The organism is Streptococcus suis (genome assembly GCF_002960625.1).
Taxonomy (GTDB): Bacteria; Bacillota; Bacilli; order Lactobacillales; family Streptococcaceae; genus Streptococcus; species Streptococcus suis_T.
On record NZ_POJH01000011.1, the window covers coordinates 58,152 to 84,695 of the forward strand.

Sequence of the window (26,544 nt, forward strand, 5' to 3'; positions counted from 1 at the left end):
ATTCGTTACAGAAATTTGGTAAAATAGTTCGAATAATGAAAAAACTAAAAAATATTAAGCCACGATGCTTTGTTTTTATTTGTATCCTAATTTTTCTTGCTTTAGGTTTTGACAGTCGGCTTCAAGTAACTCATTACAGGCTTGTCAGTCCCAAAATATCTCAGCCAATCAGACTTGCTCTAATCACTGATTTACACTCATCAAATTACGGTAAAAATCAGATACAAATCTTGGAAACATTAGAGAAAGAAGAGCCAGATATCATTTTATTAGGTGGAGATATTTTTGATGATGAACTTTCTGACAGAAAAACTCTAGAATTGTTAAGCGGGCTAGGAAAATTTAATCATACTTACTATGTGTCAGGTAATCATGAAATATGGAGTAATCGATATGATCAAATGCTGGAACATCTGAGACAACAGCATGTGGTCGTATTATCTGGAAATAGTAGTAGAGTTGATGTAAGGGGGCAGTCCATCACTATTTCAGGCATTGATGATCCTGAATATTTTCAAAAGTATGATACTAGTGAGAATTTGCTAGACCAACTTGAAGACATAAAAAGGAGGCAAATAAGCACTGACTTCCAAGTTTTACTAGCGCACCGACCAGAACTAATTGATACTTATCAAAAGTATGGATTTGATTTAGTGTTATCTGGTCATGCGCATGGAGGACAATGGAGAGTGCCTTATTTGGTTAATGGTGTATTTGCACCTAATCAAGGTTTTCTTCCGAAATATGCAGGTGGTTTATATGAAGTTGAAAATTCGCATTTTATTGTAAGCAGGGGTCTGGCCAAAGAATCTACACGAGTACCAAGATTCTTTAATCGCCCAGAACTTATCATTGTCGATCTTGTTAATCCGTAACTTCACTTCTTTCTAATCACTCAAAAACCCACTGACTTTTAATTAGCCAGTGGGTTTTATTACTTATCCGAATCAAAAACTTATTTCAAAAAAGGTAGTGAAAAAGGTAGTGATTCGACTGATTTGTACTGCAATGTAATGAAAGTTCATCTTTCAAAAATCGCTTAAAATCAAGGTTTCTACCGCCAATTGACGTGTAGTGAATCCCTATTTCACATCAGTAAAGATTAAGTATTGTCTATTTTAGCTGTTAGAAATGTTTATATATCAACGTTTTTGTAATGTTCCTTAGCAAAAGGTAGAGTGAATGGTAGAGTAGTTATTGCGTTAGTTCAGCAATCTTTTCAAGATAAATACCCACAGCTTCTAACATTCGTTGAGGTGCTAATTCAGCGTAAGTATCCATTGTTATCCTAGTTGATTAAAAAAATCTCTGATTTCCTCATCTTTTATAAAATAATATATAATTTTCCCCTCTCTTCTAGTGTCCAAGATGTTTTGATTGGCTAGTTTACGAAGATGGTGGGAGGCAGATGCCATACTGAGATTTAGTAAACAGGCTATATCGCAGACACAGAGTTCTTCAACAGCAAGGAGATAAAAGAGGATATTTATCTGTTTATTATCGGTAAACTTTGATAAAATGCGAAGTGATTTTTGGACTTTTTCCTTTTCAAGGTAGTTCGTTGCGGTTGTAACATTTTGTTGATTTATAACATTCACTTGGCAGATACTATCTTTTTTCATAATATTTGCTCCTAGTTTAACACAGTCCATAGCATGTCAAAACTGTTGTTTTCAATCAGGATATATATCCCCAATCCTAAATAAACAACGGCAATAAACCATCTGCTATATTTTTCCAAGGTTTCTCCAATAGAAGGGACTTGTGCCAATTTTTGGGCAGAAAAAACCAAGAGATAAATCATGACTAGAAAGGTAAGTAAAGCCACTATCAAATTTGCTAAATTTAAGGTAGTAAAATATGGGACAAAGACACCAATATTGTCAGCACCACAACTTGCAAAAGTAATCATAGCGACTAGCAAAATCAGGTTTTTATTATCTTTGCTCAAACCTTCTTTGGCAATAGCTTCTCCATCAGAATCTCCTAAAAGCAAAACTTTGAGGCCTAGGAGAATTGGAATCAAACCGAGCAAACCTAAAATCTCTTTACTAGGAATATAATCTAAGACAAATGCAAAAAGCAAACTTAGCAATATTAGACTAACAGAGCCTAGAAATTGTCCTAAATAGATGTTAATGATGTCTTTTCTGCTTTTTCTTTTGGCAAAAAATAACATTAGGATAATAAGTAAGTCTACGGCTGTCCCAGAATACAGGATTATTGAAGTAACAACATTTTGAATCATAAAACACCTCATTCAAATATATTTTTGAATGTATTCTAACATTAAACTTTGTAGATGTCAACATAAAATCCACCAAAATATAGATAAGAAGTTAGTGTACCAAATATTAAAAAGCCCTGCCATCGAAATGATAGCAGGGCTTAACTTCAATATCCAGATGATATATTTATCTAAAAAAGGTAGAGTTTTTATTGATTTGTAGTGCGATATAATGAGTTTCAAAAAATCAAAAATCGCTTAAAATCAAGGTTTCTACCGTCTATTGACGTGTAGTGAATCCCTATTTCACCTCAGTAAAGGTTTATTAGTGTTATTTCAGCATGCTATAAACGTGGGTATATCAACGTTTTTTGAGTTCAAATCTAATAAAATGTAGTCAAAAATGTAGTCATTGTATTAGGACGTAAGTTTTGCAATCTCCCTGAGGTAAATACTAACAGCTTCAGACTTTTTCTTTGGTGCGAGTTCAGCGTAGGTGTCCATAGTTGTCTTGATTGACTTATGTCCCATTCTGCTTTGGAGTTCTTTCCAGTTTGCACCTGCATTAAGCATCATAGAGGCGTGTGTGTGACGAAACAGATGGAAACCATAATCGGGCAACCCAAGTTCTGAGAGACGCTTTTTAAGTGTTGCTCTCTCGTTTCTATCGCACATATAATTTCCATAGATAGTTGGGAATAATAAATCGGTTTTAGGTAATCCGTGTTTATCAAAATAAAGGTTCATCTCATTATGGAAATCCTTTAAATTTTGAAGTGTTTCATGAGGAACAGGCACTCTTCGATTGCCAGCATCTGTTTTGGGAGTATTCTTGCAAAGAATTTCCCCGCGTACGCCAAGTTTACGATTGCCAGCTTTCCAGACTAAAGTTTTATTAACAACAATTTCACAGCTTTCAAAATCCAAGTCTTGGATATCTAAAGCAAGAAGCTCATTAATCCGAAGTGCAGAAGCTAGCAAGGTATCGCAAATGACTTTAAATCTTCGATTAGCTCTTGTATTTGGAAGAGTCTCCAGAAAGGACAGCCATATTGTTAACTCCTGATCATGGAGAACCATGAATCTTTTTTTAGTAGATTTGGGTTTCGGGGGAATTTTAACAGTATTTGCAGGATTGTGACCTAATTCAAAATTAGTGATACCAAAATCAAAAATATCACTTAATTTGTGTAAAATAGCTCCAAAATCTTTAGCGCAGCCTTTTTTAGACTTTTTAGCGCCTGATTCCACAGATTTCTTTGATTGCTGAGCAAGTTTGTTCACCCATACTTGAATATCAACAGATTTTATTTCCTCAGGCTTATAAGTACCAAATTTTGGAATGATATAAGTATCTAAGTATCCTCTAACACGGTTGATAGTATTTTGTGAGCTCACCCAAGTTACAAAGCTAGTGAACCACGCTTCTGCGAGTTCTTCAAAATTATTGATGACAAGAGTCCCTTTTAAGGTAGCCCCTTTTTCTTCAAAGTCTAGTCTAGCCTGTATGATTTTTCGGTCAAGACTTCGTAAAGTTTTGGCAGTGATGGATGAGGTGACTTTTTTACCAGTCTTAACATCAATCCCAATATAAACACCTCTTTGAGTGTAGCTGATTGTACCGTTGTTTTTTGTAGTTTTTGTTACCTTTCGATTGTTGTGAATGATAGTTTCTTTTTGCATAGTAGCCTTCTTATTTCGGATATATAAAAGGCTAAAATAACAACCTCACATGTATTTATTGTGATAGTCTTATTTTAGCACATTTTGGATTAAGGAGTTAAGTATTTTATTACATCTTCCATTTTGTAATAGACTGTACGTGTTCCTTCTATAGGAGGTTCAAGTCTCTTTAGACCAGTTTTCTCCCACGATTTTAAGGTGTTAGGAGAAATCTGAAGAATTGACAACAATTCTTTTTGAGTGACGATGTTAGAGCTTTTCTGTTTTTTTTGTTGATGTTGAATGATGGTTAATAAGGTATTTAACAATTGCTCAATTTGGGTTAATTTGGCATATTCATTATTGGTCATTATTGTTGTCCTTTCCATAGCCTGAGTGACGACGTGAGTCAAGATATTTCGCAAAGAAGTAGGTTTTATCAACTATAACACTCAGTAGTAATTGGTTTTCCTCACGAGCATATATGACAAGATTGTTAAACTCTGTAAAATTATGCTCCTCAATAGTATCAATCACAGTCGAAAGAAATTCATCGTTATTATTGCTTATAAGAAATTTATCAAGTTCAAAGCCACACCCTGATTCAATATCCTCGATATCGTAAGGTGTCTTTTCAGGATTTTCAGCATGGATAAAGTAATCATACATCCCTTTAGGGGACATGACGATTTCAACGTGACTAGGTGTGTTTAGTTTTTCTGTCAGAAGTTCTGAAACTTGAGAGTAGCTTTTTAAGGAATCAAAGAACAATGCACCATGTTTGTGAGACTTCTTAAATTCTCCAGTTTGTCTATTAACATCTTTATCATGCCAAGGACTGAGCACAAAGGGGATGTGCATTTCTTCGAGGATTTCCAAATAGTTTTCAGGAGCACTCTCTTGATAGAGAAGGAAAGCCCATTTGTTAGAACGTTTTTCTTTTGCCATAGGCAGGTACCTCATTTCTATTTCTTATCTATAAGGAGAATTTTTGGCGATTTTGGCAGTCTTAGTCCCAAAAATGTGATTATTGATTGCTGATGTAATGGGGGTCGTAGTAGCCCCATTACATAGCTAAGTTAGAGAGTTTGAAAGGGCAGTGCCTTTGGCTTTCACTTTGTGAGCCAAGCACCGCCCTTTCCTTATCTTCTTGTAGCTATAAACCAGAGCTTATTTCCTTCCCGATTGGGTGAAGAAAAATAATAATTTGGATTACGGCTAGAAATTTCTTCCTTGATATGAGCTTCCATATCCCTCAGAAGTTTTTGAGCTTGCTGTGTTCTAGGGTATTTGAGAAAGACGACAACTGATTCTTTTCGAACATCCACGGTTGCTTTTCCTACCGATTGGTTGAAATTTTTGAGTATAGGATTGGATTTCGTAACAGTCGTCTGATTGTCAATGGTGATAATTGACTCTGATTTTTCATCTTGCCTGAGAAATTGCCGTAGGCGTATGGTTTGATAGACTGATTTGAAATAGTTCAAAATACTGTCGTTAATCATTCGTTGAGTTAATTCGATGATAATCAGAGAGACAGCGAATAGCATAAGTATGGTTGCAATTTGACTTGTGTAATTCTCTAGGAGACTAAGTTTATATTGGATAATGAAGATAGTACTAACCAAAGATGGGATATCAAAATCTCCAAATAGTTTTACAAGCAGATTGAGAGAAAAATTTAGAATGAAGCTAAACAGTCCAAAGAAAAGTAAGGAGGAAATAAGATTATATGATTTTTGAAAGAAAGTCTTTTTCATATTTATAGTATACCTTTCTTGGTGTAGTAGGTGGGACAAAGAAGAGGAAGGACTTGATAGGGATGCTCATTATCAATAATTTGAATCAGTCCTGTCCCTTTTCCGATGGGGATTACAATTCCTTCAGGGTCTAAGTCAGGGAAGAGAAATTGCGTTGTCTTTTTGTTGATATTTCCGATTTGAATCAATACATTTAACTGTTCACGAACTGAGACAGGTATCGTATTATGGTCAAAACGTTGACTTACTAAAAAAAGGTGGACTCTAGTTGCACGACCAAGAAGAGCAATTTGAGACAATAGAGAAAAAAATGAATCCTTAATAGTCTTGTTTACGCCTTCACTCAAGGCAAGTACCTCATCAATGACAATTGTCAAATGGTCAAATTGATGTTCAGGATTGTCATAAAGGATTTCTTGTCGTTGCTGAATGAGATTTAGGCAAGTGCTGAGATTTTCATTGATTTCGGAAACAAAATCTGATTTTGAACGGTTCTTTTGAGGATGAATTATGGCAATGCCATTTTCACGAGCCCAGCGAGACGGTGTATCAAATTTGGGGTCTACAATAATAAGTTCAGAAAAGTTTTTCAATAAACTTAGAAAGTAGGTAAGTGCATATGACTTCCCAGAGCCACTATTTCCAGCGATTGCTAGCGAAGTGACCTTATTAAAGTTCAGAGTGAGATTTTTCATAATTGGAAGAATATCTTTTTCCTGCATTTTTGAAAATTCCTCTAAATCTGAGATGACCAATCGTTCAGAAACACCTTTTTTCCAAGGAAAGAAAAGCCCTCGCTGAACATGAATATCATCAGTATCTAGTGCCATGAAATAGGCTGAATTTTGCTTTAAGAGGGTATAACGTGGGTAAAGGGCAGCATTGGCAATCAAGAAAATTTTCTGATAGAGTTCATCATCAATGATATAACCTGCAGGTAAGCGAGGAATAAACAGAAAGCCGTCAGACATAATCTTAGTATCAAAGCTGTTGGTATAGCTAGTTTCCCCCTGCATGAGGGCTCCAAGTCCCATATTGAGACTTTGGAGCAGGTATTGAGCTAGTTCTTTATTCGTCATCATTTAACCTCCTTAATATTAGTAGCACGGAAATAGACATTATAGCCAACTTCACAGGCTTCTAGGTTCTCAAATTCAACCATAGTCATATAGGCTGGCAGTGTTACCTCAGATTCAAATTTCACTTGGAAGGGTGGAAGTCCTTTTTGACTGAACCAAGCTTTATGGGCAATAATTTCTCCTGTTGGCTGACCGTCTTCAAATCTCATTTGAGGTTCAAGTTCGGTGCTTAAACAATGGATTGCTTGTTTGATGTCGATGTATTCGGTTGCGGTATTGGCTGAATAGCCACCTTTGCGATTACGAGTTTTCATAGTTTTCACCATTTATCTTTCATTGTGTTTGTAGATTCAGGTCAACATGCTCCTTTTAAGTCATGAGCTGGACTTTTGTTAGGTCAAGATTTCTTACCTCCTTATCTATAAGGAGAAAAAAGCAGGAAACTGGTAGTTCCTGCTAAAAGTTTTTTAGAAATATTTTCCGAGTTCTTTTTTTAAGATATCAATGGTGTCCTCATAGTGTTTTTTAATGGTTTTGTGGCTCTTGTACGGAGTCTCTTTGGTCAGTTGTAGTGCTGAAGTGCCATAGAGTGTAATTTCTAGAAAGATATGAAGGTCAACTTCTGGAAGTTTAGAGAGAACATTGTAGAGGTGTTCATTACGCTCCTTGATAAGTAACTGTTCAATCGGGTTATAAGTATTATCAGGATATAAGTCCATGAGCTCCGTTACTTGTCCTTCATTTGAAACGATAGCATTTAGACTAGTCTTGCCATAATAGCGTTCTTTTCGTTCAAGGTTATCCATTGGTTGATTGAGTAGTTTATCAACTTTACTCCAATCACCTTTTTTAACGGCGTTTGCAATGTTCTGTTCACGTTTGTTTTCGACTTTGTTAGTCATATAGTGTCCTTTCCGTCCTCGGACGGAAGAGAAACACATTCGTTTGCCGATTGGAGTATGAAAAGCACACCAAAGAAACGGCGAAACATTTGACACAGTGACCACCTGATGGTGTAACTATGTTCTGAGTTTCAATCCGTCCATTTGATGCGCATCAATATAGGACTATAAAAATGATTTTGTTAAGATTTTCATCTTATGATTACATTGTAGTTGATGATAATCACTTTTCCCATGACTTGTCAGTTCATGTTACTTAAGCCTACAATTGCAGGGTTTCTACTGATTAAAGTTCAATATATGGGCTGAACTCTTTATAAAACATGAACTTCCAATTCATAAAACACGTAACTTTTTTCAAAAAAAATTTTTCTCACGTGATATAATAGTAGTGAGAATAACTTGATTAGGGGAATAGTTGTGATACAATCTAACAGCACAGCACAGCACAGCACAGCACAGCACAGCACAGCACAGCACAGCACAGCACAGCACAGCACAGCACAGCACAGCACAGCAGGTAGTTTCTACCTTTTTTCAGCACGCAAAAAAACGCCTTCACACATTGAGAATGGAGGTGCTTTTTAATGGCTAAAAAAACAGTGTCTAAAGAGGCTACCTTAGAACAAATCCTTTTAAACTGTCGCATTGCTTTACGTGGGGCAGGTGGAACAGAAAAAAATCGTGATGCCGTTATTGGTTTGGTCTTTATAAAGTTTGCTAGCGATAAATTTGAAAATCGTCGTCAGGAGATTAGTCGTGAATATGCTGATAAACCTGAATTGGTAAAGATTTTAGCAGAGAAGAAAGACTCATATACTTCCCAAAATGTGTTCTATCTTGAGCCTGAGAGTCGCTGGTCTTATCTCGTTCAAGAATCAAGCTCCAACGATATAGCGATAAAAATCGATACAGCTATGGCAACGATTGAAAAGGACAATCCTTCTCTAGAAGGTGCCCTTTTGTCGAACTTTTATGCTAGTTTAGGTGCTGAGATTAGAACTCTTAAAAATTTGATTGATGAAATCAATAAGATTGACCAAAGTAAGTTTCATGAAGAAGATTTAATCGGTCGAGTTTATGAATACTTCATGCAGTCTTATGCCGTAGCCAGTACTAAAGAAGAGGGAGAATTTTACACCCCACCTTCAGCGGTAAAATTGATTGCGGAACTGATTGAGCCCTATTCTGGAAGAGTTTACGACCCAGCCTGTGGTTCAGGAGGAATGTTTGTTCAGTCTATGAAGTTTATCGAACAACATCATGGAAATAAGAAAAACATTTCTATCATTGGTCAAGAAAAGAACCCTGACACCCGTCGTTTGGCAAAAATGAACCTTGCGATTCGAGGAATTTCATATAATTTTGGAAATAAACCTTATGGAGAGAGTTCCAGCTTTACAGATGACCAGCATAGAGACATAAAGGTTGATTATATCATGGCAAATCCGCCATTCAACTTAAAAGATTGGCGTGGCGAAAAAGAGTTGCTAGACGATGCTCGGTGGGAAGGCTATAAAGTCCCACCTGCTTCTAATGCCAATTATGCTTGGATTCTTCATATGCTGTCTAAGCTAGATGTAACTGATGGAGTTGCAGGTTTTCTTTTGGCAAATGGTGCTTTGAATGCCGATGGTGTAGAGTATGAAATCCGTAAACAGCTTATTGAGAATGATAAAGTAGAGGCAATTATTGTCTTACCTCGTGATATGTTTTACACGACGGATATTTCAGTAACACTTTGGATTTTGAACAACAATAAAAAAGGTGGTCTGAAAAATGGTCATGAATACCGTAATCGTCAGTATGAAATCCTTTTCTGTGACTTAAGACGCTGGGATGACCATATTGAACAGTATGTTGTTGAAAAAGGTAAGAAAAAGAAGAAAACAGTCTTGACTGATAAGCAAATTGCTGATGTAAAAGCAATTTATAACTCATGGCAAACAGGTGAAGGCTATGAAGATGTAGCTGAATTATGCAAATCAGCAAGCCTTGAGGAGATTCGCAAAGCTAACTACTCTCTTGCTCCTTCTAAGTATGTCGAGTTTATCGACCATGATTTAGATATTGACTACGATGTGGAGATGGCACGTATCCAAGCTGAGATGAGAGAAATCTTGTCACTAGAAAAAGCTTCTCAAGCTAGCTTGGAAGAAGCCTTTAAGGGGATTGGGTATGAAGTTTAAGTTAGGAAGATTGATTGAACAACTTGATGAAAGAAATGCAGGTGCAGAGCACACGCTCACGGACGTTAAAGGGATTTCTATTCAGAAGGTATTTATCGAGACTAAAGCCAATATGGATGGCGTATCGTTGAAACCCTACAAACTGGTTAAGCCCGATACTTTTGCTTATGTGACTGTCACTTCACGAAATGGTGAGAAAATCACCCTTGCATACAATGATACAGAGGATACCTATATCGTTTCGTCATCTTATATTGTTTTTCACAATAAAGAACCAAAGTTATTATCTTCTGAATTTCTATTCATGTATTTCAACCGTCCAGAATTTGACCGTTTTTCAAGGTATAATTCATGGGGGTCAGCACGTGAAACCTTCTCATGGGACGATATGTGCGATATTGAAATCGACCTCCCACCTCTCCACATTCAAGAAAAGTATGTCGCTGTCTATCAAGCCATGCTCGCCAATCAAAAAGCCTATGAAAATGGACTAGAAGATTTGAAACTGGTGTGTGATGCAACAATTGAAAAACTTCGGAGAGAAATGCCTAGTGAAGCTATTGGAAGATATATTGAGCAGACGGACGAAAGAAACGATGGATTAGGAGTTGATTTTGTTAGAGGATTATCAATCGAGAAAAAAATTATTCCGACAAAAGCTAATATGTCAGGCGTAAGTTTATCTAATTATAAATTGTTTAAACCGAATGAGATTGCTTACGTAACGGTTACTTCTAGAAATGGTGAAAAAATTACTATTGCACAAAATAATACTACTGAAAAATATTTAGTCTCCTCATCTTATATAACTTTTAAGATTACAGATAAGGAAATTTTGTTACCTGAGTTTTTGTTCATGTATTTTAATCGAGATAATTTTGATAGATTTGCCAGATTCAATTCATGGGGGTCAGCACGTGAAACGTATAATTGGGAGGATTTTATAGAATTTGAAATCCCTGTGCCTGACATTAATATCCAACAGTCCATCGTAGATATTTACAATGCCTATATCACACGCAAAGAAATCAATGAGAGGCTCAAACAGCAAATAAAGGAAATTTGTCCTATTTTGATTGCTGGAGCTATAAAGGAGGCGAATAGCAATGCCTAAATTTACGGAAGCTCAACTGGAAGAAGCGATTATTGAGCTGTTTCAAGCACAGGGGTATGACTATACCAATGGTGACAAACTGCATCGCAAGTATGATGATATTCTGCTGGAAGAGGACATGAGGGACTTTCTCAGTCATCGCTATTCAAATTTAACCGATACAGAGCTAGAAAAAGTTATCAATAAAATCAAGTATGTTCCCAACACCCCGCTTTATATGGGGAATCGTGAGGCGTTTTATTTGGTCAATGAGGGATTTAACCTTGTTCGTGACGACTCAGCGCTGGCGCCAATTCATATCGAGTATATTGATTTTGAGAATCCTGAAAACAACATTTTTAAAGTCGTCAATCAATATACGGTTCAAGATGTCCGTGAGCGCCGACCAGACCTGATTCTCTTTATCAATGGGATTCCTGTTGCTATTTTTGAGTTCAAGACAGCTATTCAGGAGACAACAAATGTCTATGACGCTTGGAAGCAGATTACCATTCGCTATAACAGAGATATCCCTTCTCTGATGAAGTACGCTTTCTTGTCAGTTATTTCTGATGGAGCTAATACCAAGTTGGGTTCAATCTTTACGCCTTACGAATACTACTATTCATGGAATAAAGTAAATGATACTGAGAAGGTGTCTAATGGTATTTCTGCTCTTTTGACCATGATTCATGGAGCTTTTGCCAAAGATAGAGTGGTGGCTATCTTACGAGATTTCATCTATTATCCTGACTCTGATAAAAAGGATACAGCTATCGTGACACGCTATCCTCAGTTTTTTGCAGCCAATAAGATGTTGGAAAATATCAAGTTGCATTTAAAACCTCATGGGGACGGTAAGGGAGGTACTTACTTTGGTGCGACTGGTTCAGGTAAGACGAATACTATGCTTTTCTTGTCACGTTTACTAGCGACACATGACCGAGAAATCTTCAAGTCTCCGACTGTAGTTATTTTGGTTGACCGTGAGGATTTAAGCGACCAGACCAGCAAACTTTTTGAAGGGTCAAAACGTTACCTAAAAACAGAAAAAGTCAAAACGATTGGAAGCCGAGCAGAACTTAAACGAGAGTTATCCATCAATGAGAGTGGTGGTGTTTATATTACCACGATTCAAAAATTTGAAGAGGCAACAGGATTACTTTCAGAACGAACAAATATCATCTGTATCTCAGATGAAGCACACCGAACACAGACAAACGTAGGTTCTAAGCTAAAATACACGGATGCTGGTGTTGAAACTTCTTACGGATTTGCCAAGTATTTAAGAGATTCATTCCCAAATGCGACTTATGCTGGCTTCACGGGCACACCGATTGATGAAACGATACATGTTTTTGGTGAAGTTGTTGAATCTTACACGATGAAAGAATCAACAGATGATGGCATTACTGTTCGCATCTCCTATGAACCACGCTTGGCACGTGTTATCACGAATAAGGAACAGATTGCTGAGATTGACAACTACTACAAAGAAGTTGAGGAGCAGGGCGCCAATATTGAGCAGATAGAGGCAAGTAAACGTACCATGTCTAAGGTGACACAAATTTTAAGTCACCCAGACCGTATCCGAAAAGTAGCTATAGATATTGTTGAACATTATGAAAAGGTGGTTAGTGAGAAGCCTGAGATTGTTCAAAAAGCTATGATTGTTTGTTCAAATCGTGAGCATGCCTTTAGTGTTTATCAAGCCATAAAATCAGTTCGTCCAGAATGGTTTATCGCAAAGAAAACGGAGCGTGAGGATTTATCACAGCAAGAATTAGAAAAGTTAGAATCTCTGCCTAAAGTCAATATAGTTGCAACACGTAGCCAAGATGACGTCAAGGAAATGTATGATTTATTGGGAGATGCGAAACACCGTAAGATGTTGGACACTCAATTTAAAAACAATGATTCAAACTTTCAAATTGTTATTGTTGTGGATATGTGGATTACGGGGTTTGATGTACCATCACTTGCCGTTATGTACATTGACAAGCCTCTGCAAAAACATACGCTTATACAGACGATTTCCCGTGTCAATCGTGTTTTTGAAGGAAAAGACTATGGTTTGGTTGTTGACTATATTGGCATCAAGCGAGCAATGCTAGAAGCTATCAAAACTTATGGTGGGGAGCAAGAAAGCCCAATTGATGAGTTGGAGGTTACCTTGAAAATCTTTAGAAATCAATTGAGTTTAATTGATGAATTGCTGGTCAATTTTGATGCCTCGGATTTCTATCGTGGTACGCCTGCGGAGAGATTACTTTGTCTTAACAGAGGAGCAGAGTACGTTCAGAGACTTCATGATATGGAAGTACGTTTTATGTACCTTTCACGTCGAATGAAATCTGCTTATGAGATTGTTTTTCCTTCTGGAGAACTCACAGATGAGGAGACAGAGAAAGCTCAATTTTATATGGCAATTCGGTCAATTATCTATAAACAGACCAAAGGTAATGCACCAGACGCTGAAATAATGAACAAGCAAGTTCAGCAAATGATTGAAAATGCGATAGCTTCAACGGGTGTGGAAGATATTGTTAATAATGACAAACAAGAGCTATTCGATGAAAGTTTCTTAGATGAACTCGATGCTTTAGAGATGCCTATCACTAAGTTCAATGCCTTGCTAAAATTATTGAAACGTGCCATAGACCAATATGGTGGAACGAATCGAGTCAAGGCAATTGAGTTTTCTGACAGATTAGAGAGAGTTGTTGAAGCCTATAACAATAGAGATAGCCAAATTTTTGTTTCTGAGGTAACGGCAGATTTTATCAATAGTCTTTCAGATGAAATTATGAGAATTTTGAAAGACCTCCAAGTTGATATGGATTCATTTAAAGACTTAGGAATATCTTATGAAGAAAAAGCCTTTTATGATATCCTTATCAAGGTTCGAGACGAACATGACTTTGAATATGCTGATGAAAAATGTATTGACTTAGCTAAAGCGATTAAAGAGTTGGTAGATGATAAAGCACAGTATGCAGACTGGTCAAGTCGTGAGGATATTAAGAGTCAGCTGAACATGGATTTAACAATTTTACTCTATGAAAACGGCTATCCACCGCAATGGAATGATGAAGTTTTTGAACAAGTGCTTGGACAAGCTGAGAACTTTAAAAAGTCTACAAACTGATACCTAGGAGGATATATGGCTTCAATTACAAAATATGTAAAAGAGCATTACTTTGATGAGGTATCAAAAGCAGGGGTTGATTATTTCTTACAGAATGTTATTCATTTAGGAGTTATAGCCGATGAGCTTATAGAGTCGGTTTCTGTTGAGTATAGTGAAATAAAGTATGTTTCTGCAGGGAATAGAGAAGATGAGTTAATAGACATAGATGTATTACTGAACATTTATGCGGAGGTATCTAGATTTTCTATTTTTGAACCAGAAGATACTCAAAAGAAAAATCGTTGGCTACGTGTCTCGTGCACAGCACTTGTAGATGATGGTCTTAAAGATTTTCAAATTCAATCAGTCACTCCATACAAGAGGGGCAAGATTAGTCTTTTCGAACATCCCCTTTCTGATGAACTGGTACCATTTTTATGGAAAGGCGAACTAGATGATACCGCAGAAGCGATTTTGAGACTGTATTATCCAGAGGCGCTTCAATCACCTATTCAAATCAATCCCTATATTCTAGCCCAAACGTTGGGGCTTAGTGTTGAATTTAGAGAAATCACCTCTGACACTTCTATTTTTGGACGGATTTATTTTGAGGATGACACGGAGCAAGAGATATCTAAAATGACTATTGTTATCGATAGTAACCTAGAAAAAATTAGACCATCAGGAACTGTCAATAATACTATTGTTCATGAATGTTTACATTGGATTTTACACCGATATTCAGTGGAGCTAGAGAAGGGTTCTGCTGATAGCGTGACTCAAATTTCAACAACTGAAGAAGCTGTAGAAACGGATTGGATGGAATGGCAAGTACACAGTCTCGCTCCTAAAATCATGATGCCTAAAGCTATGACTCAACAATTTCTCAAATTGAAATTTGCTGAGTTAAAAGAAAATAGACAAGTGAACTCAATGATAGATATCATTGAAGATTTAATTAAAGCTACTGCGAATTATTTTGGGGTAACTATTATTGCAGCTCAAAAACGGATAGTAGAATTTGGAGTAGAGGAGGCTAGGGGAGCATTTAATTATGTCGATGATCGCTATGTTCCAGCCCATTCTTGGCAAAAAGGTTTTCTAGGAGTTGACCAAACATTTTCGATAGGACTCTCTGATTTATCTCAGTTAGTATCAAAACATGAGTCATTACGTCATAGACTTTCTGAAGGAGGTCTGATTTATGCGGAAGCTCATGTATGTTTAAATGATGCTAAGTATATTACTACCAAGTCAAACGAACTTCCCGAGCTAACGGCATATGCCAGAACTCATATGGAAGAATGTTGTTTAGTTTTTGAAAAGAAAAGCATTTCTCATAGTAAAACGAAATTGTCATTTGCTAAAATGCTTGATAATTCAGTCGATGACAGTGTCACCTCTCATTTTCACTACCCAAATAATGACGAAAATCTGAAGCTTGAAGAAGAAGCTTCGATGCTAATGAGTCATGGGAATGAGATAAAAAAAGTTCTTAATGAATTACCACCTGACTTTGGGGGAGCGCTAAATTATTTACGAGATTGGCGAGATATGACGATTCAAGACCTCGCCTTTACATCGTTAATATCAGAGCGCTCAATCTATAGTTTACTAAATAATACTAAAGAACCAAAGATGAGGACAGTAATTGCTTTGTCTGTAGCTCTTTCTTTACCTCATAAGATAGCTTATAAATTTTTAGAACTATCAGGAAGAACATTACGGACTCAATCTAATGATGAAGAATTACTGTTAGATGTCTTTATGATGGCTACTGGAAATTTTACAGTTGAACATTGTAATTTGATATTAGCTCAAAGTAAATTCTCACTTTTAACTACAAAAAAGGAACTCTAGCACTTAAGCTAGAGTTCCTTTTTTATATCCGAATTTCTATAATTATTTCACAAAAAATGTAGTCAAAAATGTAGTCATTCGGCTGATTTTTGTTGCAATCTATTGAAACTTGAAATTTCAAGAATCGCTTAAAATCGATGTTTTTAACGTCAACTGACGTGTATTGAATGTCTACTTAACTTCAGTAAAAATTACGTGCTTACGCAATTTTGGTGAGTATTTTTTCAATTGAAGACGGTCTGGAGTGTTACGTTTGTTTTTTGAAGTAAGGTACAAACGCTCACCAGATTCTTTGTGTTCAAGTGTAATATTTACGCGCATGGTATCTCCCTTCTATTATTCAGCTGAAGCAGCCTTAGCGATTTTACGTCCTTTGTAGTATCCTTTCAAAGATACACGGTGAGAACGTGAGTAATCTCCAGTAGTTTCATCAAATTTCACAGTTGGAGCTGCTACTTTATAGTGAGTACGACGTTTGTTTTTCTTCGCTTTTGAAGTGCGACGTGCAGGTACTGCCATTTCTTTCTTCCTCCGTTAAATATAAGGGCACAGCCCTTTTTCAATCTAAAATAGTGCGTATGACTTTCGTCAACTTTAACAGTATAACAAAAGTTTTTTGTAAAGTAAAGTTACTTGACAGATTTTTTTAAAAATTTTTGCCTCAAATGCTTCTAGCGAGCAGAATTTACCTAACTTTGCTAAAATAGTCAAAAAAATGCAAAAAATACTTGACAGCATATATATTATATAATGGTTGTAGGACAAGTTCCGATAATTCAAATATGAAGGAGAACTGTATGAAAACAGTTGGGAAGTTTTTCGCGAAAAAGTTGGCTAGCCTTTTGGTCTTATTGCTGGTTTTAGGTCTAGGTATCTTTTGGCTTAGGAATAGTATTTTTGCCTGGTTTCAAGGGACCCACAAGGTTCAGTATGAATTTGTCATCAAGAAGTTTGAAGCGGAAAGCAAGCTAGTTGTGGCAGGAGCTGAGGTAGCCACCACTGCCAACCAAACCTTTGAAAACAATAAATTAGAAGAATGGCCAGACTGGACAGAGCCCATTACCAAGCTCTTTGTTGGGCGGGAAATGTCTGTAGATATTCCTGTCCAGACGGAGTTCAAACTGGTCTTGGAAGGAATTGAGCAGTCAGATGTTCACATTCAAAACAATACCTTGACATTCAAGCAGCCTGTCCTTGTCGAAGTTGATTCTCAACAGCATGGTCAAATCAAAATCAGCAATAATAGCAATGGTCTTGTCGATAAGGCGGTGGATGTATTTACTGCAGGGCAAAAGGCTCAGGAATTTTTAAATGATAAATCCCAAGAAGCCATTTACAAGACAAGTGAGGAAGTCTTGAATGATGCAGAACGTAAGGAAAAAGTCGCGGCTTTTGCAGAAACGGCTTTAGAAAACCTCCTCAATCTCAACTCCGAAGAAAAACTTGAGGTTGAGATAGAAGTGAGCGACTTGAATTTCCAGATTGTGGATAAGAAATAGTTTTTAAACAAGGAGGCTGGGCTCAAGCCCAGCACCGCTTCTCAAAGTTAGTGTCAACATCTCAGCGCAGTGGTTGATTGGCAGATTTGTTCGTGTTTTACACTCCAAATCTGACCTAATCAACTGTGCGGGGGTGGGAAGACGAACTCTTTTTTTGACTAGTCGAGTTCTTATACGAAAACTCAAAAGAATGCAAAAACTCTCTCCCTATGATATAATCAAAGCGAAAAATTTTTTATGTTAGGCTACTAGCTCGTCCCTAGTAGTCTTTTTCTGTGCTAAAAATTCAGAATACGTTATCTGCTTTTTTAAGAGGATATAAGCTATTTTTAATAATTGATGTGCGAGTGCAATTGTTGCTTTTTGTGAACCACGCCGACTTTGAATCTGATAAAATCGGTCTGCTAGAGGACTTCCTTTTTGTTTTTTGACAGCGAAAGCGGCTTGGCATAAACATTTCTTCAAATAAGAATTTCCGTGTCGAATCTTGGTGCTTCGTTTTTTACCAGCACTCTCATTATTACCTGGACAAAGTCCAGCCCAAGAAGCTAAATGTCCAGCAGTGGGAAACTGACTCATGTCAACACCAACCTCAGAAATGATAACAGAAGCTGTAATGACATCAATGCCTGGGATGGAATCCAATATTTCTACATGGCTTTCATATTGTGATAGATAGACATTCATTCGCTCTTCCAACAACTCAATCTGCTTCTGATAAAAATCATAAATCTCTAAGGACTGCTTTAACATGAAGCGATGATGGTCAGAGAAATAACCGTCCAAGGCTTCCAGAAGCTGCGGCACTTTCTTCTTCAAGCTGGTATAAACGGATTGATGGACAATGCGAGGTGTCATAGGCGTCCCATCAACCAGTAGCTGAAGGAGATTGCGACCAGATAGCCCCATAATATCTTCGATATAGGTTGTTAACTTGATACCACCTGACTGAAGAATTTTATGGATTCGGTTGGTTTCTCGATTGCGACTTTCCACATAATGTTTTCGTTGTCTGGTCAACTCCCTCAATTCTTGAATAGTTTCATCGGGAACGAAACTCCGAGGAAGCAGACCAATCCGTGTTAATTTGGCAATCCAGTGAGCATCCTTCTTGTCGGTTTTCTGACCTGGAATAGCCTTCATGTGGGCTGGTTGAGCGAGTATCAACTTGAAGTCACCACATAGAGCATGCCAGACAGGTCGCCAATAGACACCTGTGCTTTCCATACCAACAGCTTCCACATGAAATTGACTGAGAAAATCGTGGCAAGCACGTAGGCCTTTAGTCGTTGTATCAAACGTAGCCATCTCACGCTTTGGACGAGTTGAGGTGAGTGGTCCGTGTAGGATACAGACAACGATATTGGCTTGATGGACATCAATACCTGCACAAGATTGATAGAGAACATCCATGATAATTCCCTCCTTCTAAAAATTAGAGAGCTTATCTACCGAATTTTTGTCGTATTTTTATACTCATGCCTATCGCATATTCTGGGGTGCTCGTCAGTAGAGTGGGTTAGTTTTTCCCGCGATGACTAACATCATTAACTCGTCAACCACAAAGCCCTCACTAAGATTATACACCTAGTGAGGGCCTTATGTTCGTTTTCATTATTCTGTGGGTGAGGGCGGAGCCATCATGGATGTCTTTCCCACTCCCTTTTTGTCTGCTCTGTCATTTCCAAAAAAGATTAAAATATGATAAAATAAGGGGCAAGATATAGAGAAGTGAGAAGACCTATGAAATTACAAAAACCAAAAGGAACCCAGGATTTATTACCACAGGATTCTGCCAAGTGGCAGTATGTGGAAAACTTCACCCGCAGCATTTTCAAGCAATACAATTATGCAGAAATTCGCACACCGATCTTCGAGCATTACGAGGTCATCAGTCGTTCAGTTGGGGATACAACGGATATTGTGACCAAGGAGATGTACGATTTCTATGACAAGGGGGACCGCCATATCACTCTTCGTCCAGAAGGCACGGCACCGGTTGTTCGTTCTTATGTAGAAAACAAGCTCTTTGCCCCAGAAGTGCAAAAGCCTGCTAAGTTCTACTACATGGGTCCAATGTTCCGTTACGAGCGCCCACAAGCTGGTCGTCTGCGCCAGTTCCACCAGATTGGTGTTGAGTGCTTTGGCTCTAGCAACCCAGCAACAGATGTGGAAACCATTGCCATGGCTTATCACTTCTTTGAGGAGTTAGGGATTAAAGACATCCGCCTCCACCTCAATAGTTTGGGTAATCCTGAGAGCCGTGCCGCTTATCGCCAGGCCTTGATTGACTACCTGACACCGCTCAAGGACCAGCTATCTAAGGACAGCCAGCGCCGTCTAGAAGAAAATCCCCTGCGTGTGTTGGATTCCAAGGAAAAGGAAGACAAGGTCGCTGTGGAAAACGCACCGTCTATCCTGGACTATCTGGACGAAGAAAGCACAGCCCACTTTGAAGCGGTCAAGTCTATGTTGGACAGTCTAGGTATTGCTTACACCATCGACACCAACATGGTGCGTGGTTTGGACTACTATAACCACACTATTTTCGAGTTTATGACAGAGGTAGGTGGCAACGACCTGACCATCTGTGCCGGTGGCCGTTATGACGGTTTGGTGACCTACTTTGGCGGACCAGAAACGCCAGCCTTTGGCTTTGGTATGGGGATTGAACGCCTCATCCTCGTCCTTGAAAAGCAGGGCATTGAGCTTCCTCTCGATACCCAGCTAGATGTCTACATCGCGGTTTTGGGTCAGGAGGCCAATGGCGGAGCGCTAGACTTGGTTCAAGCTATCCGCAAACAAGGTTTCCGAGCAGAGCGCGATTATCTGGACCGCAAGCTCAAGGCCCAGTTTAAGTCAGCAGATGTCTTTGGAGCCAAGACCATTATCACACTTGGTGGAAGCGAGCTGGAAAGCGGACAGGTTGTGGTAAAAAATAACCAGACTAGAAGTCAAGTTGAAACAAGTCTGGAAATCTTAAAAACAGATTTCGCAAGCATTTTAGAAAAATTAGAGAAGTAGTAGCGAGGGCTGCTACTTTTTTCTGGTTCTAAAAGCAAAAAAGAAGCGACAATTGAGTCGCTTCTAACTTTAGTAGAGTAGAAATTAGTGACTGTGGCAGAAGTCAAGTACCATACGGCCTTGGATAGTACCGGCAGCCATTTCATCAAAGACGGCTTCTGCATCTTCTACAGGGCGTTTCTGAACAACCGGAACAACTAGACCCATAGCACCAAAGTGGAAGGCTTCTTCTAGATCTTTACGAGTACCAACTAGAGAGCCGACAACCTTGATACCATCTAGTACTGTTTTGACAATGCTGAGATCCATGTATTCAGATGGAAGTCCGACAGCAACTACATAACCACCTGCACGAACGCTGTCAATAGCCTGGTTGAAGGCAACCTTAGAAACAGCCGTTACGACAGTTGAGTGAGCACCGCCGCCAGTTACTTCCTTGATATAGCCAGGCACGTCTTCCACTTCAAGACCATTGATGATGACATCTGCACCGACTTCCTTGGCTAATTCCAATTTGTCATTATTGATATCTACAGCAATAACGTGGGCATTGAACACTTTCTTAGCGTATTGGACTGCAAGGTTGCCTAGTCCACCAGCACCGTAAATGACAATCCATTGACCTGGTTCTAGGTGTGCTTCCTTAATAGCTTTATAACAAGTAACGCCGGCACAAGTGATAGAACTTGCTTGAGCTGGATCAAGACCTTCTGGAACTTTTACCGCATAGTCAGCTGTTACGATACATTGCTCAGCCATGCCACCATCAACAGAGTAGCCTGCATTTTTTACAGTACGGCAGAGGGTTTCACGGCCAGTAGTACAGTATTCGCAAGTACCACAACCTTGGAAGAACCAAGCAACGCTGACACGGTCGCCGACCTTCAAGCTGGTCACATCAGGGGCGATTTCAGTAACGACACCAATCCCTTCATGCCCAAGAACACGGCCAGGGACCTTGCCAAAATCACCTTGAGCAACGTGTAGGTCAGTATGGCAGACACCACAATATTCAATCTGAACCAGAGCTTCGCCAGTTTCAAGTGGACGAAGTTCTTTTTCAACAACGACAACACCAGTAGATTCTGGATTAACGACAACTGCTTTCATGGCAGACCTCCTATTTATTATAGCACATTCTTTGAATGTGTTAATATAGATATTTTCTTGTTAATAATATCACATAAAACAAGAAAATGCAAGTAAATCAGGAAAGAGGGCTATGTATCTGCTTTTGAAAACAATCAGATAATTACTGAAATTTTTTCATAAAAAGTCATTTACTTGTAAGCGTTTTCCTGTTAAAATAGAAACCAAGGGGGTTAGTTGTTAGATTTTTATATCTTAGGTTTATTTTTGAAGCTGTTAACAGATACATTTCAGAAAGTTTTCTGAAATGTACTCCAGATAAACAAAAAAGAAAGCGTTTTCAAAAACAAAACAGAAAAAATGTGAAAAAATTAACAATTTCTCTTTACAAATAAAATAAAAAATAGTAGAATAACATTGTGAAAAAGTTAACAAATAGTTAACGAGTATATTTGGAGGAACACAATGGCTGATAAAAAAGTTGTATCACCAGAAGAAAAATTAGCAGAAGCTCGCAAGCACGTTGATGAGCTTGTTCAAAAAGGTTTGGTTGCTCTTGATGAGTTCCGCAAACTTGGTCAAGAAGAAGTAGACTACATTGTAGCTAAGGCTTCGGTAGCTGCTCTTGACAAGCACGGTGAACTGGCAATGCACGCTTTTGAAGAAACCAAACGTGGTGTATTCGAAGATAAGGCAACTAAAAACTTGTTTGCCTGTGAGCACGTTGTTAACAACATGCGCCATACAAAAACAGTTGGTGTCATCGAAGAAGATGATGTTACCGGCTTGACCTTAATTGCCGAGCCAGTTGGTGTTATCTGTGGTATCACGCCAACAACAAACCCAACTTCAACTGCAATCTTTAAGTCTTTGATTGCTTTGAAAACACGTAACCCTATCGTCTTTGCCTTCCATCCATCTGCTCAAGAATCTTCAGCTCACGCAGCGCGTGTTGTCTATGAAGCAGCTGTGGCAGCTGGTGCTCCAGAGAACTGTATCCAGTGGGTAACAAAACCATCTATGGAAGCAACTTCTGAATTGATGAAGCACGACGGTATTGCGACAATCCTTGCAACGGGTGGTAACGCCATGGTGCGTGCAGCTTACTCTTGTGGTAAACCAGCTCTTGGTGTAGGTGCCGGTAACGTTCCTGCCTATGTTGAAAAATCTGCAAACATCCGTCAAGCTGCTCATGATATCGTCATGTCTAAGTCATTTGATAATGGTATGGTCTGCGCGTCAGAGCAAGCAGTGATCATTGATAAGGAAGTGTATGACGAATTTGTAGCTGAGTTCAAATCTTACAAAACTTACTTTGTTAATAAGAAAGAAAAAGCCCTACTTGAAGAGTACTGCTTCGGTGTAAAAGCCAACAGCAAGAACTGTGCAGAAGGCAAATTGAATGCGGACATCGTAGGTCGTCCAGCTGCATGGATTGCTGAACAAGCTGGTTTCTCAGTTCCAGAAGGTACTAACATCTTGGCAGCTGAAGTTACTGAAATCGGTGAAAAAGAGCCATTGACTCGTGAGAAATTGTCACCAGTTATTGCAGTATTGAAAGTTGAAGGCCGTGAAGAAGGTCTGGAAGCAGCTCGTCAAATGGTTGAATTCCACGGTCTAGGTCACTCAGCAGCTATCCATACAGAAGATGCTGAATTGGCCAAAGAATTTGGTACAATCGTACGTGCGATTCGTGTTATTTGGAACTCTCCATCTACTTTCGGTGGTATCGGTGATGTTTACAATGCCTTCTTGCCATCATTGACACTTGGTTGTGGTTCTTATGGACGTAACTCAATCAGTGATAACGTAAGTGCGATGAACTTGCTCAACATCAAGAAAGTAGGAAGACGTAGAAATAATATGCAATGGTTTAAAGTTCCTTCTAAAACATACTTCGAACGTGATTCTATCCAATACCTCCAAAAATGTCGTGACGTTGAACGTGTGATGATCGTTACGGACCATGCCATGGTAGAGCTTGGTTTCTTGGATCGTATTATTGAACAATTGGATCTTCGTCGTAACAAAGTGGTTTACCAAATCTTCTCAGACGTTGAACCAGATCCAGACATCACAACAGTTTACAAGGGTACAGAATTGATGCGTACCTTCAAACCAGATACAATCATCGCACTCGGTGGTGGTTCACCAATGGATGCTGCCAAAGTTATGTGGCTCTTCTACGAGCAACCAACAGTTGACTTCCATGACCTTGTTCAAAAATTCATGGACATCCGTAAACGTGCCTTCAAGTTCCCAGAACTTGGTAAGAAATCTAAGTTTATCGCGATTCCAACAACATCTGGTACAGGTTCAGAAGTAACACCATTTGCTGTAATCTCTGATAAGGCAAACAACCGCAAGTACCCAATTGCTGACTACTCATTGACGCCAACTGTGGCAATTGTTGACCCAGCTCTTGTATTGACAGTACCTGCCCATGTTACTGCCGATACTGGTATGGACGTATTGACCCACGCAACAGAAGCATATGTATCAACAGTAGCAAACGACTTCACAGACGGTCTTGCGCTTCAAGCTATTAAACTTGTCTTTGAAAACCTTGAAAGCTCAGTGAAGAATGCTGACTTCCACTCACGTGAGAAAATGCATAATGCTTCAACTATTGCAGGTATGGCCTTTGCCAACGCTTTCTTGGGTATTTCACACTCAATGGCCCACAAGATTGGTGGACGTTTCCACACAGTTCACGGTCGTACAAACGCTATCTTGCTTCCATACGTTATCCGCTACAACGGTACTCGTCCAGCTAAGACAGCTACATGGCCTAAGTACAACTACTACAAAGCAGATGAGAAATACCAAGACATCGCGAAAATGCTAGGACTTCCAGCTTCAACACCAGAGGAAGGTGTCGCTTCATACGCACAAGCTGTTTATGACCTCGGTGAGCGTATCGGTATCCAAATGAACTTGAAAGCGCAAGGTGTGGACGAGAAAGAACTCAAAGAATACTCTCGTGAATTGGCTCTTCTTGCTTACGAAGACCAATGTACACCAGCTAACCCTCGTCTAGCAATGGTTGACCATATGCAAGAAATCATTGAGGATGCGTATTATGGCTACAAAGAACGTCCAGGCCGTTTGAAATAATTTTTCCGTCGAGCCTCTGCGTTGGCTTGGCTAGGTGAACTTGAGTTCAACCGTCGCCTTCGCCGCCTAGACTCTCTTAGGAAAAACTGATTTCAAAATGGACGTGTAAGTGTTTGTTGCACAAGTCATTTCTTAATAATCCTTATATAAACAATTGGACTAGCCTCCAAAACTTTCTCAAACACCAGCTTACGTGAGTAGGTTGGTGTTTTGATATTTTGAAGGTAAGAGCCCAAAGCCGGACAGATATTCGGTTTTTTGTCTTATCTTCCCAATTTTCTGTCAATTTATGGTAGAATAGAAAAAATAGATTTTTTACGAGGGATACTATGACACTAGTTTATCAATCAACACGCGATGCTAAAAATACTGTATCGGCTAGTCAGGCCATTTTGCAGGGCTTGGCGACTGATGGTGGCTTGTTTACACCGATTTCCATTCCAACTGTTGACTTAGATTTTTCTGTTCTCAAAGACGCTTCTTATCAGGAAGTTGCTAAACTGATTTTGTCGGCTTTCTTGGATGATTTCACGGCAGATGAGCTGGACTACTGTATCAATAACGCCTACGACAGCAAGTTTGACACGCCAGTTATTGCCCCGGTTGTAAAGCTCAATGGTCAGTACAACTTGGAGCTTTTCCGTGGCTCAACCATCGCCTTTAAGGATATGGCTCTGTCTATCCTGCCTTACTTGATGACGACTGCGGCCAAAAAGCATGGTTTGGAAAATGAGATTGTCATCTTGACAGCGACTTCAGGCGATACAGGCAAGGCAGCCATGGCTGGCTTTGCGGATGTCCCTGGCACGCAAATCATTGTCTTCTACCCACGCGACGGTGTGTCTAAGGTTCAGGAATTGCAGATGACCACGCAGACAGGGGCTAATACGCACGTGGTGGCTATTGATGGTAACTTTGACGACGCCCAGACAAATGTCAAACACATGTTCAATGATGAGGCCCTCCGTGCCAAATTGGCGGCTAAGAAACTCCAGTTTTCATCTGCTAACTCTATGAACATCGGCCGCTTGGTACCACAGATTGTTTACTATGTCTATGCCTACGCTCAGTTGGTTAAAACTGGCGAGATTGCGGCGGGTGACAAGGTCAACTTCACCGTTCCAACAGGTAACTTCGGTAACATCTTGGCGGCTTATTACGCCAAACAAATCGGTCTGCCAGTTGGTAAACTTATCTGCGCATCCAATGATAATAATGTATTGACCGACTTCTTCTCAACAGGCGTTTACGACAAGAACCGTACCTTCCGCGTGACGACCAGTCCGTCCATGGACATCTTGGTGTCCTCTAACTTGGAACGCTTGATTTTCCATCTCTTTGGCAATGACGCTGCAAAAACAGCCGAGCTCATGGAAGCCTTGAACACAGCTGGTCAGTATGACATTCAAGGGGCTGACGCGGATATCCTCTCTCTCTTTGCTGCCGCCTTTGCGACAGAAGAAGAAACTGCTACGGAAATCAAGCGAGTCTATGAGGAGTCAGACTACATTGAAGATCCACACACGGCTGTTGCCTCAGCTGTCTATAAACAGTATGTGGAGCAAACAGGGGACAAAACTCCGACAGTGATTGCTTCCACAGCAAGTCCTTACAAGTTCCCAGTGGTTGCGGTTGAGGCTGTGACAGGCCAGTCAGGTTTGTCTGACTTTGAAGCCCTTGCAACATTGCATGAAATTTCAGGTGTAGCCCTGCCGCCAGCTGTGGACGGCTTGGAAACGGCACCTGTCCGCCACAATACTGTTGTTGCGGCAGCCGATATGCAGGCTGAGGTGGAACGTTATTTGGGTATTTAATCCATTGATGATTCCTAACAAACTACTTATCTTGAGTAGTTTGTTTTCTTTTTAAATGTAGAGTAAAATTTACAGATAATTTAAGGAATGATATACTAG

At 39.2% G+C, this 26,544-nt stretch carries 23 protein-coding genes; 10 read left to right on the plus strand and 13 right to left on the minus strand.

The window, feature by feature from the left end:
• The first annotated feature begins 35 nt into the window (after nt 1-35).
• On the plus strand, nt 36-875 hold the full coding sequence (locus C1G49_RS01020; RefSeq protein WP_105124284.1) for a metallophosphoesterase: 840 nt from the start codon (nt 36-38) through the stop codon (nt 873-875).
• Between the two features lie 408 nt (nt 876-1,283).
• Here C1G49_RS01020 and cadX read toward each other — a convergent pair whose 3' ends face one another.
• Nucleotides 1,284-1,622 (minus strand): Cd(II)/Zn(II)-sensing metalloregulatory transcriptional regulator CadX, encoded by a 339-nt coding sequence (cadX, locus tag C1G49_RS01030; protein ID WP_105108485.1) that lies wholly within the window; start codon nt 1,620-1,622, stop codon nt 1,284-1,286.
• Between the two features lie 11 nt (nt 1,623-1,633).
• Nucleotides 1,634-2,248, minus strand: coding sequence for a CadD family cadmium resistance transporter (locus tag C1G49_RS01035; protein WP_105124285.1), 615 nt, complete (start codon nt 2,246-2,248; stop codon nt 1,634-1,636).
• A gap of 28 nt (nt 2,249-2,276) precedes the next feature.
• Between C1G49_RS01035 and C1G49_RS11235 the strand changes: the two genes are divergently transcribed.
• Nucleotides 2,277-2,450 (plus strand): FanG protein, encoded by a 174-nt coding sequence (locus tag C1G49_RS11235; RefSeq protein WP_105124286.1) that lies wholly within the window; start codon nt 2,277-2,279, stop codon nt 2,448-2,450.
• Nucleotides 2,451-2,644: 194 nt separating this feature from the next.
• On the opposite strand, the gene C1G49_RS01045 is transcribed toward C1G49_RS11235, so the two are convergent.
• From C1G49_RS01045 to C1G49_RS01075, 7 genes are all read right to left on the minus strand, one after another.
• Complete coding sequence (locus C1G49_RS01045) at nt 2,645-3,910, minus strand: tyrosine-type recombinase/integrase (RefSeq protein ID WP_044674044.1); 1,266 nt, start codon at nt 3,908-3,910, stop codon at nt 2,645-2,647.
• An 89-nt stretch (nt 3,911-3,999) separates the two neighbouring features.
• Nucleotides 4,000-4,260, minus strand: a complete 261-nt coding sequence (locus C1G49_RS01050; RefSeq protein ID WP_044674045.1) for a MerR family transcriptional regulator — start codon at nt 4,258-4,260, stop codon at nt 4,000-4,002.
• The gene (locus C1G49_RS01055) at nt 4,250-4,837 is read right to left on the minus strand and encodes a replication protein (RefSeq protein ID WP_044674047.1); all 588 of its coding nucleotides are present in this window, start codon (nt 4,835-4,837) and stop codon (nt 4,250-4,252) included. The genes C1G49_RS01050 and C1G49_RS01055 overlap by 11 nt, the downstream gene beginning before the upstream one ends.
• A 194-nt stretch (nt 4,838-5,031) precedes the next feature.
• The gene (locus C1G49_RS01060; protein ID WP_105124287.1) at nt 5,032-5,649 is read right to left on the minus strand and encodes a hypothetical protein; all 618 of its coding nucleotides are present in this window, start codon (nt 5,647-5,649) and stop codon (nt 5,032-5,034) included.
• A 2-nt stretch (nt 5,650-5,651) separates the two neighbouring features.
• Nucleotides 5,652-6,728 carry a cell division protein FtsK gene (locus tag C1G49_RS01065; RefSeq protein WP_044674114.1) on the minus strand — a complete coding sequence of 359 codons (1,077 nt, stop codon included), beginning with the start codon at nt 6,726-6,728 and terminating at the stop codon, nt 5,652-5,654.
• Nucleotides 6,728-7,042: a hypothetical protein gene (locus C1G49_RS01070; protein ID WP_044674117.1), complete on the minus strand. Its 315-nt coding sequence runs from the start codon at nt 7,040-7,042 to the stop codon at nt 6,728-6,730. The genes C1G49_RS01065 and C1G49_RS01070 overlap by 1 nt, the downstream gene beginning before the upstream one ends.
• A 153-nt stretch (nt 7,043-7,195) precedes the next feature.
• A complete protein-coding gene (locus tag C1G49_RS01075; RefSeq protein ID WP_044674049.1) occupies nt 7,196-7,630 on the minus strand; it encodes a hypothetical protein in 435 nt (144 codons plus the stop codon).
• A 587-nt stretch (nt 7,631-8,217) separates the two neighbouring features.
• On the opposite strand from C1G49_RS01075, the gene C1G49_RS01085 reads away from it, so the two are divergent.
• From C1G49_RS01085 to C1G49_RS01100, 4 genes are read left to right on the plus strand one after another with little or no spacing between them, the layout of a single operon-like run.
• Nucleotides 8,218-9,819, plus strand: coding sequence for an HsdM family class I SAM-dependent methyltransferase (locus C1G49_RS01085; protein ID WP_044674050.1), 1,602 nt, complete (start codon nt 8,218-8,220; stop codon nt 9,817-9,819).
• Nucleotides 9,809-10,933, plus strand: coding sequence for a restriction endonuclease subunit S (locus tag C1G49_RS01090; RefSeq protein WP_044674052.1), 1,125 nt, complete (start codon nt 9,809-9,811; stop codon nt 10,931-10,933). Before C1G49_RS01085 ends, C1G49_RS01090 begins: the two co-directional genes overlap by 11 nt.
• Nucleotides 10,926-14,060, plus strand: a complete 3,135-nt coding sequence (locus tag C1G49_RS01095) for a type I restriction endonuclease subunit R (protein WP_044674053.1) — start codon at nt 10,926-10,928, stop codon at nt 14,058-14,060. Before C1G49_RS01090 ends, C1G49_RS01095 begins: the two co-directional genes overlap by 8 nt.
• Before the next feature lie 15 nt (nt 14,061-14,075).
• Complete coding sequence (locus C1G49_RS01100; RefSeq protein WP_044674055.1) at nt 14,076-15,902, plus strand: ImmA/IrrE family metallo-endopeptidase; 1,827 nt, start codon at nt 14,076-14,078, stop codon at nt 15,900-15,902.
• Nucleotides 15,903-16,073: 171 nt separating this feature from the next.
• Here the strand turns inward: C1G49_RS01100 and rpmG are convergent, their stop codons facing one another.
• The gene (gene rpmG, locus C1G49_RS01105) at nt 16,074-16,223 is read right to left on the minus strand and encodes a 50S ribosomal protein L33 (protein WP_002262412.1); all 150 of its coding nucleotides are present in this window, start codon (nt 16,221-16,223) and stop codon (nt 16,074-16,076) included.
• A 15-nt stretch (nt 16,224-16,238) separates the two neighbouring features.
• Complete coding sequence (rpmF, locus tag C1G49_RS01110) at nt 16,239-16,421, minus strand: 50S ribosomal protein L32 (protein WP_002937589.1); 183 nt, start codon at nt 16,419-16,421, stop codon at nt 16,239-16,241.
• 278 nt (nt 16,422-16,699) lie between these two features.
• On the opposite strand from rpmF, the gene C1G49_RS01115 reads away from it, so the two are divergent.
• Nucleotides 16,700-17,401 (plus strand): hypothetical protein, encoded by a 702-nt coding sequence (locus C1G49_RS01115; RefSeq protein ID WP_105124288.1) that lies wholly within the window; start codon nt 16,700-16,702, stop codon nt 17,399-17,401.
• Between the two features lie 240 nt (nt 17,402-17,641).
• Here the strand turns inward: C1G49_RS01115 and C1G49_RS01125 are convergent, their stop codons facing one another.
• Nucleotides 17,642-18,814: an IS110 family transposase gene (locus tag C1G49_RS01125; protein WP_105124290.1), complete on the minus strand. Its 1,173-nt coding sequence runs from the start codon at nt 18,812-18,814 to the stop codon at nt 17,642-17,644.
• Between the two features lie 330 nt (nt 18,815-19,144).
• Between C1G49_RS01125 and hisS the strand changes: the two genes are divergently transcribed.
• Nucleotides 19,145-20,425 (plus strand): histidine--tRNA ligase, encoded by a 1,281-nt coding sequence (gene hisS, locus C1G49_RS01130; protein WP_105124291.1) that lies wholly within the window; start codon nt 19,145-19,147, stop codon nt 20,423-20,425.
• An 84-nt stretch (nt 20,426-20,509) separates the two neighbouring features.
• Here hisS and adhP read toward each other — a convergent pair whose 3' ends face one another.
• On the minus strand, nt 20,510-21,535 hold the full coding sequence (adhP, locus tag C1G49_RS01135) for an alcohol dehydrogenase AdhP (RefSeq protein WP_105124292.1): 1,026 nt from the start codon (nt 21,533-21,535) through the stop codon (nt 20,510-20,512).
• Between the two features lie 444 nt (nt 21,536-21,979).
• Between adhP and adhE the strand changes: the two genes are divergently transcribed.
• The gene (adhE, locus tag C1G49_RS01140) at nt 21,980-24,631 is read left to right on the plus strand and encodes a bifunctional acetaldehyde-CoA/alcohol dehydrogenase (protein WP_105124293.1); all 2,652 of its coding nucleotides are present in this window, start codon (nt 21,980-21,982) and stop codon (nt 24,629-24,631) included.
• Between the two features lie 329 nt (nt 24,632-24,960).
• Nucleotides 24,961-26,445, plus strand: a complete 1,485-nt coding sequence (gene thrC, locus C1G49_RS01145) for a threonine synthase (protein WP_105124294.1) — start codon at nt 24,961-24,963, stop codon at nt 26,443-26,445.
• Nucleotides 26,446-26,544 lie beyond the last annotated feature (99 nt).